Origin of the sequence: Sphaerospermopsis reniformis (assembly GCF_005402885.1) — a bacterium.
In the GTDB taxonomy this organism is placed as follows: domain Bacteria; phylum Cyanobacteriota; class Cyanobacteriia; order Cyanobacteriales; family Nostocaceae; genus Sphaerospermopsis; species Sphaerospermopsis kisseleviana.
On the sequence record NZ_BJCE01000415.1, the window covers coordinates 1 to 2565 of the forward strand.

The following is a 2565-nucleotide window of genomic DNA, read 5'->3' on the forward strand; positions in this document are numbered from 1 at the left end:
ATACTCAAAGCAGGAGGAGCGTATGTACCCCTAGACCCAGAGTATCCCACTGAACGCTTGAGCTTCATGTTAGAAGACGCTCAAGTATCAGTGCTGTTAACACAAAAATCACTATTAAATCAATTACCCTTAGACAATAGAGAAAAGCCTTGTCAGGTAATTTGTTTAGAGCAACTTGTACTGAGCGAAGTCGAAGTAAACACATTTAACTTAGAATTAACCGAAAACCCCAATCACCAAAATCAACCAGAAAACTTAGCCTACGTAATTTACACCTCCGGTTCAACAGGAAAACCCAAAGGAGTAACAATAGAGCATCGCGCCATAGTCAACTTAAGTTTAACCTGGGCTAAAACATTCCAAGTACAAAACCATAGCCGATTATTGCAATTTGGTTCTTTTAGCTTTGACTTATCCGTAGGTGAAATTACCACAGCCTTAGTCACAGGAGCCTGTTTGTACTTAGGAAATAAAGTAACCTTATTGCCAAGTCAAAGCTTAGTAGACTTCTTAACAGTAAACAAAATTACCCATAGCTTCCTATCACCATCAGCCTTATCTGTACTACCCAAAGCAAAATTACCTGATTTGCAATGTATCACAGTAGGAGGAGAAGCTTGTACAACAGAATTAGTGAATCAGTGGGGAACAGAAAGAAAATTCTACAACTGCTACGGACCGACAGAATCCACAGTTACCGCCACCATCTTCCATTGTCAACCCAATGGCAAAAAACCAGCCATTGGTAAAGCAATATCTAATATTCGCACCTATATCTTAGATAAAAACAATCAACTATTACCACCAGGAATACCAGGAGAACTGTGTATAGCTGGAGTTGGTTTAGCTAGAGGATATTTAAATCGTCCCCAAGCGACTGGGGAAAAATTTATAGAAATAGACATAAATGGTCAAATTGAGAGAATTTACAAAACAGGAGACTTAGCGCGTTACCTAGCAGATGGGAACATAGAATACATAGGACGCATAGACAACCAAGTAAAAATCAGAGGATTCCGCATTGAGTTAGGAGAAATCGAAGCGGTACTCAATCAACATCCTCAAATCCAGACATCATGCGTCATCGTCCGTGAAGACAACCCCACAGAAAAACGTTTAGTTGGGTACATAGTAGCGAAAACAGAAACAACACCAGAGCTTACAAGCATTCGTCAATTCCTGGTGAATAAACTGCCGGGGTACATGATACCATCAGCCTTAGTCAGATTGGAAAATCTACCACAGACACCCAACGGCAAAATAGACCGTCGCGCCCTACCAAAACCAGAATTAGACAGCACAATAGTAGAAAAATATGTTGCTCCACGCAACCCCATAGAAGAACTGCTAACACAAACGTGGTTACAAGTGCTAAAAGTAGAATCTGTGGGTGTAAATGACAACTTCTTTGAACTGGGGGGACATTCCCTACTAGCAACACAAATAGTTTCACGTATCCGCAACATATTCCAAGTGGAACTACCATTAAATAAATTGTTTGCTGCCCCCACAGTCAGAGAACTAGCCCATATTATTACCCAATTACAACAAGACAACTTAGAACTGTCAACACCACCTCTGTCACCCAGAGCCAAAGATGCAGACTTACCAATGTCTTTTGCCCAACAGCGTTTGTGGTTCTTAGACCAATTTGAGACTAACAGTGTAGTATACAACATACCCACAGCTTTACATTTGCGAGGAAAATTGCAAATTACAGCATTAGAGCAAAGCTTACAAACAATTATTCATCGCCACGAAGCCTTACGTACTAATTTCACCAGCATTGACGGACAACCAATTCAAGTTATTAGAGAACAGAAAACAGGGAACAAGGAACAGGGAATAGTATCAATTGTTGACTTACAGCACTTACCCAAAACAGAACAAGAAATAGCTGTAGAACAATTAACGCAACAACAAAAGATGACAGGATTTGAGTTAGAAACAGAAGCGTTAATTAGAGTACAGTTAATCTTAGTGAACCAGACAGAGCAAATATTGTTAGTGTGTATGCACCACATTGTTTCCGATGGTTGGTCAATGGGTGTGTTTTTCCAAGAACTGACACAGCTATATCATGCTTATTGTCAAAATCAACCTTCACCTTTAACACCCCTACCAATTCAGTACGCTGATTTTGCAATTTGGCAAAGACAATGGTTGCAAGGGGATGTACTACAAAATCAATTAACATACTGGGAACAACAACTCAAAGACGCACCAACCTTATTATCATTACCCACAGACCGCCCCAGACCTGCTGTACAGACATTTGTAGGGGAACATTACAAATTTGCCTTACCACCAGAATTAAGCCAAAAACTGACAGAACTGAGTCGGCAAGAAGGGTGTACCCTATTTATGACCTTGTTGGCTGCTTATGATACTCTGCTTTATCGCTACACAGGACAATCAGATATTTTGGTAGGTTCACCCATTGCTAACCGAGATCGGGCTGAGATAGAAGGGTTAATCGGCTTTTTTGTCAATACTTTGGTGATGAGGACTAACCTAGAGGGTAATCCCAGTTTTAGTGAGTTGTTAACTCGTGTGCGGGAAATG

The 2565-nt window shown here is 40.5% G+C and carries 1 protein-coding gene; it reads left to right on the top strand.

Going from position 1 to position 2565, the window contains the following annotated elements; translation table 11 throughout:
* Nucleotides 1-2565, top strand: a 2565-nt coding sequence (locus FFR48_RS27130) for a non-ribosomal peptide synthetase (protein ID WP_137669497.1), incomplete at both ends; no start/stop codon positions are given.